General features: G+C 67.6%; 7 protein-coding genes and 2 pseudogenes. 4 read left to right on the forward strand and 5 right to left on the reverse strand.

Annotated features, from left to right (window positions below; all coding sequences use genetic code 11):
- From ACJ73U_RS41485 to ACJ73U_RS41505, 5 genes and pseudogenes are all read right to left on the reverse strand, one after another.
- Positions 1 to 137 (reverse strand): annotated as a pseudogene (locus tag ACJ73U_RS41485) (IS5/IS1182 family transposase); the annotation flags it as partial.
- 154 nt (positions 138 to 291) lie between these two features.
- Positions 292 to 387, reverse strand: a pseudogene (locus ACJ73U_RS41490) (SAM-dependent methyltransferase); the annotation flags it as partial.
- A gap of 731 nt (positions 388 to 1,118) precedes the next feature.
- Complete coding sequence (locus ACJ73U_RS41495; protein ID WP_407783265.1) at positions 1,119 to 2,312, reverse strand: helix-turn-helix domain-containing protein; 1,194 nt, start codon at positions 2,310 to 2,312, stop codon at positions 1,119 to 1,121.
- A gap of 437 nt (positions 2,313 to 2,749) precedes the next feature.
- Positions 2,750 to 2,974, reverse strand: a complete 225-nt coding sequence (locus ACJ73U_RS41500) for a DUF397 domain-containing protein (RefSeq protein ID WP_407783266.1) — start codon at positions 2,972 to 2,974, stop codon at positions 2,750 to 2,752.
- 5 nt (positions 2,975 to 2,979) lie between these two features.
- On the reverse strand, positions 2,980 to 3,912 hold the full coding sequence (locus ACJ73U_RS41505; protein WP_407783267.1) for a helix-turn-helix transcriptional regulator: 933 nt from the start codon (positions 3,910 to 3,912) through the stop codon (positions 2,980 to 2,982).
- Between the two features lie 215 nt (positions 3,913 to 4,127).
- Here ACJ73U_RS41505 and ACJ73U_RS41510 point away from each other — a divergent pair, with 215 nt between their 5' ends.
- The 4 genes from ACJ73U_RS41510 to ACJ73U_RS41525 all read left to right on the forward strand — a co-directional run.
- Complete coding sequence (locus tag ACJ73U_RS41510; RefSeq protein ID WP_407783268.1) at positions 4,128 to 4,772, forward strand: hypothetical protein; 645 nt, start codon at positions 4,128 to 4,130, stop codon at positions 4,770 to 4,772.
- 104 nt (positions 4,773 to 4,876) lie between these two features.
- Positions 4,877 to 5,278, forward strand: coding sequence for a hypothetical protein (locus ACJ73U_RS41515; protein WP_407783269.1), 402 nt, complete (start codon positions 4,877 to 4,879; stop codon positions 5,276 to 5,278).
- Positions 5,279 to 5,781: 503 nt separating this feature from the next.
- Positions 5,782 to 5,937, forward strand: a complete 156-nt coding sequence (locus ACJ73U_RS41520) for an FxLD family lanthipeptide (protein ID WP_407783270.1) — start codon at positions 5,782 to 5,784, stop codon at positions 5,935 to 5,937.
- 81 nt (positions 5,938 to 6,018) lie between these two features.
- Positions 6,019 to 6,813, forward strand: a 795-nt coding sequence (locus tag ACJ73U_RS41525) for a lantibiotic dehydratase (RefSeq protein ID WP_407783271.1), incomplete at its 3' end; no start/stop codon positions are given.

Consider the following 6,813-nt stretch of genomic DNA (forward strand, 5'->3'; position numbering starts at 1 on the left):
AGCACCAGCAGAGCCTGCTGGCCAGGGTTGAGCGCCCGCCACACCGAACCGATCTCCCGACGGTGGGCGCGGACCAGGCCGGACACGAAAGTGAGGGTCTGACGGGACAACGGCAGCGCCGCACGGTAGAACAACACCTGAAGCCCCTGGAGTTCCTACAGAACGATCTTGGTCGAAAGCTCTGCTACCAGGGGCTTCGCCACATCCAGGCGCCGACACGCCGATGATCATCAACCTGTGATCAAACCAGAAGCCTTACCCGCCAACACATCCCAACCAGGATGAAAACGGCTCACTGTGCGCAACGGCCACCCGCTCATTATCGACGTAGACCACCCGGCACTTCGGTGATGCCGCTTGAGCGATCTCATGCACATTCCCGATGGTGCAGCATTCGGTGTTTCGGTATCCACTTCTGCGGGGATCCAGTCGCCTAGTTCAGACATGCGAGCCTCACTGGTTCCCGTAGCGGCAGATGGCGGTGAGGCCATTAGGAGCGGTTACAGTAAGCCGTCTTGCGGTCAAGTCGGCCAGCGACGATTCCTGCCGACAACCCGGAGATGTTTGACGTTGAACGGGTTGCGACGGCCGCGAGCCGGCCCGGGGTGCGCGGGAAGACCTCGACGCCAGTTGGTAGAGCCTCGGCAGGCGCAGCAAGGTGGGGGGTGCGCCTGCCGAGGCTCGGCCGAGTCTGAGAAAACCCGGCCATGTCGAAGACGCCTGGGGGATGGCGACCCGACACACTGGGAGTGAAGTCGATGGCTCTGCCAACAGTTGGCGATGCGATCGCGATCTCACCGGCGGCTGGGAGGTACACCAGTCCGACACGGAGTTGGACTGGCTGCGGCCCCTCGTCGGTGTGCTGGGCCGCGGTGTTGGCCGTGCATCGCGACCCACTCCGGTTCCCCACGGACAAGCCTGGGTGACGCTGCGTGCTCCACCCCATGACTGCGGCAGGACCTGCCAATGTGATGATCGCTCAAGTATTGCCCGGCGAATCCAACATGTCGACATGATCACCTCCGGCAACAGGAGGTGACGCTAGGAGCGCAAGCTCGCGAGCAGATAACACGTAGCGTGCTACTACCCGATCGGAGGTATGACGACTCGGCCTACCTCTACCGCGAGAACACCCCGAGCTTGATCGCTAGCTCACGCAGTGGAGGGCTAATCCGGCGCTGACGCTCAACCAGCTCGTCGACGACCTGCCGAGGCAGGGTCTGGTACATGATCCATTCGGGAGCCACCTGGTCCATCGACAGCAGCACCGCCAGCGCCCGCTCGTCCTGGTCCAGCCGCAGGTATGTGAGCGCGAGGTCGGCCATGTGCCGGGCGCGGACTGCTAACGGTAGATCCGCGTCCCTCGGCAGAGCACGTGCGGCCGCCAGGGCGACATCCCAGTCGTCCTGAACGACGGCACAGTCGACCGTCAACATCGCGACCTTAGCCGGTCCGAACGTCGTCTGGTGAACGGACCGCTCATGCCCGATTCGGGTCGCCATCTCGGTGGACACGTCGAGCAGCGCGTCGACGGTCGACCGTCGGTTGGCGCGTGCAGCCGAGGTCGCCGCGGTGATCGTGAGCAGGCCGTAGGTGGACAGCTGCGACTCTGACACAGCGCCGGCTGGCTCGATGTCCTTCGCGGCGATCGTGGCGACACGTTCGGACTCGTCGTAGCGGCCCTGAACGAGGAGTTGCCAGGACACCGAGATGCGCAGCGACGCGTACAGCAAGGGATCGCCGCTGTCCCGGGCAGCGCGCAGCGCTTCGCGGATCGCGAGCCACGCCGCGTCCGGCTGGCCAAGGTGAACTAAGGTATCGCCGGCCACCTGGTAGGCGCGGGCTAGCGCATGTGAGGCCTGAGGCCGCTCGGCGGTGGGCACAGTGGCTGCCGTGGCGCGGGCCTGCATCAGCGCGTTGGGCAACAGCTCGGACAGCAGTTCATAGCGGCCGGCCCAGTACGCGCCCCACAAGTAGGTGACAGTGCGCTCGGTCTCGTCGAGCGGGAGCGGCGCGGTGTTGACGATATCTCTGTCGAGGAGGTCGTCCACCGGAGTGAGGGCTTGGCGGATCGCGACAACACCGCCGGTCGAGGGGATGGCGCTGGGCTTTTCGAGTAGCACCGGCAGCGGGACGTCGAGCGCGCGGGCGATGCGTTGCAGGCTGTCGACGCGAGCGGTGTGTCGCTGGCCTTGCTCGAGCTGGCGGATGAGGCTGACGCTCACCTGTGCTCGATCAGCAAGTTCTTGCTGGGTGAACAGCTTGCCGCGCAATTGCTGGATGCGCGCGCCGATAGGGGTGCGGCCGTCCATGGGGAGCCACCTTCTTCGCGGTTCGCCTCTTCGCCGCCCTCGCCTGTCGACCGGGGCGTTCCTCCGTGAAGAGGTATCTGTCCAGGCTACCTGGTTACTCATCGACGCTCTGCACTACGACAACACCCTGCCGCGTGAGTGTTGAGCGTCATTCCGCGTGAGGAACTGAGAAGCGCAGCATGGTCGTCGACCGGGGTACCCGCCGTTCTGCCCGAGGAGCGAGTCCGGTGACCGTGCTGATGATCCCCTTACACCAGCGATGACGGTGGCCGGTTGACGGTGGGCTGACGCCGCCGCCGCTGTCATGCTGATGTGGCGTTCTGTGGGTGCGCGGGCAGGTCGGACGGGACGCGGCGCGCGCAGCGCAGAGACGTAGCGGTCCCCGGCCATCGCGAGTGGCCGGGGACCGTCACGTGTCGGGGCGCCGGTAATGGGTCTCAGAGACGGAGCTCGGGGTTCCTGACGCGGTCGAGGAACGCTTCCCACTCGGTGGCGGTGAACGCGAGGATTGGGCTTGCGGCACCAAGCTTAGTGTCGCGCACACCGGTCAGGCCGGGTACAGACCCGACCTCGACACAGCCGTTCTCCTGGCCCTGGCTGAAGCTGGCTTTGTGCCAGTTGGTCGCGGTGGCGAGGGCGGAGACGGCGTCCTCGTACCTCATGGTGATCACAGATCCTTTGCTATCTGGCGGATGAACGCCGGGGAGTCCTCCGGCTTGGTGGCCTGCACACGCAAGCGGGTCAGGGCGTTGCGGTACTTGGTGATCTCTTCCAGCTCCTCGTAGTAGTAGCCCTTGACGAGGGTTTCCACGTAGACGCAGCCTGGGTAGTTCTCCAGCTCCGGGGGTGCGACCAGCAGTGTGAAGGTGCCCTCGGTGCCAGTGTGCGCGCCCGCGTCGAGCGGAACGACCTGGACGTCGACGTTCGGCCGCTCGGCCAGCTCCGCGAGGTGATTGAGCTGGCCTTTGGTGACGTCGGGACTGCCGACGACGCGTCGTAGCGCGGCCTCGTCGATCACTCGCCAGACTTTCGCTGGCTGCTCGCGCTCCAGGACCTCGCGCTGCCGGGCCATGCGCAGCTCGACCAGCTGATCGATCTCCGTGGTCGGCAGATCGGAGTACCCGGCCCGGATGACGGCCTCGGCGTAGTCCGGGGTCTGGAACAGCCCTGGCGGTACCAGCGCGTCCCAGCCCTCGATCTGCGGTGAGGAGGACTCCAGTCCGAGGAACAGGTTGAAGTAGCTGCGGACATGGGGGCCGAACCCGATCCACCAGTCCTTGCCCTTCTTCGCCCGGTCCCGCAGGTCGTGGAAGAACTCGGCTCGCTCGGTCTGGCCGTAGATCTCGAGCAGTTTGTCCAGCTCCAGCGGTTTCGGCAACGACCGGCCGGACTCGATGTGGCCGATGCCGGGCGTGCTGCCCTTGATCGCCTGTGCGACTTCGTCGCGGCCGAGGTCCTTGCTGTCGCGCATGCGCCGCATCTCGACGGCGAACCACCACTTGAGCGCTGTGGGGCTCTGCGCTGCCGCCACCGCGGTCTCCTCTCTCGTCTCCGCGTCCGGTGTCAGGCCGTAGCCGGCCATGATCACGAGTTCACCCATTCGGAGCCCTTACATTTTGAGCACTATCAGATGTAGCGTGCTCATTATGACCCGGCTCACTATGTGGTCTGACGCTACTCGGTAGTCGAGGTCTTACCTGGGACGACTCGCCCTCTTCCCGGCGTAGCCGGCTCTGGCGTCCACAGCATGGCGGTGGCCTCGGCCCGATCTCGCGTCTACCGGGGTCACCGTCTTCCACACGGTTGGGAGCGGTGATGGCCGAGAACCTGCTGAGCACGCAGGAACAGTCGAGGCCGAGCGGGCTGTACGTAGTGACTGTCCGCGGGCAACACGAACGGTTTCCCGCATCGAACGCCCAGCTGGCACATGATGCGGCGGCCGAGCTGCGCCGCAGAGTTCCCGGCATCGACATCTCCTGGATGCTGGTACCCGACGCCCCGGCTCCCGCCGAGTTCTGCGGCCGTTATCTGCCGGGGAACGAGCTGGCGGAATCCCTGCGGGTGGCCCACCTGTTCCTGCTCTCACCCGGCGTCGCGGTCGACGAGGCCACCGTGCTCACGGCCCGGTGCGGTGAACCGATCCGCGCCGACCTGCTGGAGATCCTGCCCGGATGGGTCGGCGGGATGCCCTGCAACCGCTGCCTAGCCCTCATCCCGGCCCCGGACGCGCCGGCTGGGGAGATCACCCAGCAAGCCAGCGAAGAGCCGCTGCGGCGTCCGCGCCACGAACTGGGCACCACGTCCGCACTGGCCGCAGTCGACCAGCGGCACACCGAGCCCCGGTGGCCGGACATCGACGTCGATCCCGGCTCGGACACCCCGATCGCCCGAGAGGTTTTGGCGGACCTCCACCACGGCCGCCTCGGCGCCGCCGACTCCGAAGCACGGGCGGCCGGGTGATGCCCGGATTCCTCGACGCGGCGGACACGGCCCGAGGCGTGACGCGTCGGCTGCCGCAAGGTTCCTGCCCCGTTCCCTCCTGTGTGAAAGGCCAGGCCCAGACCATGACCACATCCGCCCTGTCCCCGGACCCCGAGACCGTCAGCGCCGAGCGAGCACCGCAGGCACCGGACGACCCACGCCAGATGCCGTTACTGCGGCTGGTGCACTCCCCCGAGCCCGAGGAACCGGCCTACGTGCCGGGCGCGTTGCAGCGCGACGGCGACCACAACCGGGTCCGTGCGCTGATCCACGAGTCCCATCCCTCTATCGAGTACGCGACCCAGCGTTATCGGCAGGCCGAGGTCGTGGTGCACGTGTTCCGCGACGCCGCAGACGGCACCTACGCCGTGCTGTACCACCGCACGTCAGGGCGGAACACGGTCAAACAGTCACGCGGCATGCGCCCGCTGTGGCAGGAACTGCTGGCGCTGTTGTGTTACTGGGACGCCTCCGGCCGTGGCTAAGCCCCCGGATGCCGGCGCGGTGCCTGCCATGCCCGGGTGGCCGGGCCTGTTCAACGCGGCCGTTCTGCATCGGGTCGAGCCCGGCGACGAACACCGCCTGCGCAGGGCCAACGGCCACACCTTCGGCTTGTCCCACTGTGGTGTGGCCTGCCTGCCGCCGCCCCGGATCACCGCAGGACGCCGCTGGCGCCCGGTCTGCTGGCCGCACCGCTCCGATGACTCCGGCGCTGACCTCGACCCCAGCCCCCGACCGGGGCCAGCGCCGGACCCTGAACCCGAAAGTGAGCAGGTGCCGCCGCCACGTTCACACCGGGACAGCGGCCGATTCGCGCCGCGACATCCGAGTTCCCCGGGTCCTACGGGTCGCTAGGCCCGTGGTCGATGTTCGCGATCCCGAAAGGAGGCGACGTTTCGCGCATGCAGTGGTACGGCTAGTGACGGCCGCTGCATCCGTTCCAGGCCAAACAGTCCCTGCACCACCTGATCACGTAGGAGGAAGCACCATGTCAGCACCCGCCATTCCCACCGTGGACGTCGTTGCGGAGTTCGACCTCGACCTGCAGGTCATCACCGATGTCGACTCCGGCGTGGCCGCGCCCTGCGACACCAGCGACGGGTGCGACCCCACGTGCGCGTCGTCGTGCGTCAGCAACGTGTGAGTTGACCCTGTTCGGGCTGGGGCCCGGTAGTGCTGCGGGCTCCAGCCGCCCTCACGATTGTCCGAACTGCTGGAGAAACGGATGCACACCTCGACCAGGACGCCGCTCTACCAGCACTGCGGGGTCGGCCTTCTCCGCGCTGCGGCAGCGCCGCTGAGCTGGCTTCCCGAACGGTGGCCCGATCCGGCCGACACCGAGGCGTGCCGCGCCTGGCTGCACGAGGTGTGGTCGCATCCCGGCCTCGCCGACGCGATCCGCTATGCCAGCCCCGGGCTGGCGGGCCGGGTCGACGCCATGGGCGCCGATGACGACGGCGCCGTCCCGGCCAAGCAGGTCCGCCGCGTCACGCTGGCCACGGTCCGCTACCTGCTGCGCGCCGCCGGCCGCCACACCCCGTTCGGCCTGTTCGCCGGTGTCGCCTCGGTGACCGTAGAACCCGGAGTCGGGCCGCAGTGGGGCGAGGGGCATCAACCGGCCGCGCGAGCTGATACCCAGTGGCTCGCCGAGGTCATCGACCGGTTGGAGGCGTGTCCTGAGCTGCTGGACCGGCTGGACGTGGTGTTCACCAACCTCGCCACTGCGCGAGGTGGCCGGCTCGAAGCGCCGCAGGGCCCGAACCGCATCACCGCCCGCTACACCGGCGCGGTCCGTGCGGTCCGGTCCGCGTCCGCATCGCCCATCCGCTTCGCCGACCTGACCAGCAAACTCGCGGAGACCTTCCCCGCCATCGACCGCGTCACGGTCCGCGCCATGCTCACATCCCTTGTCCAGCAAGGGTTTCTCATCACCTTCCTGCGCGCACCGGTCACGGTGACCGATCCCCTCGCGCACCTGATCGGCCGCCTGCACCAGGCGCAGGCGCACACCGTGCCGACG

Source organism: Actinophytocola sp. (assembly GCF_045807065.1).
Lineage (GTDB): Bacteria > Actinomycetota > Actinomycetes > Mycobacteriales > Pseudonocardiaceae > Actinophytocola.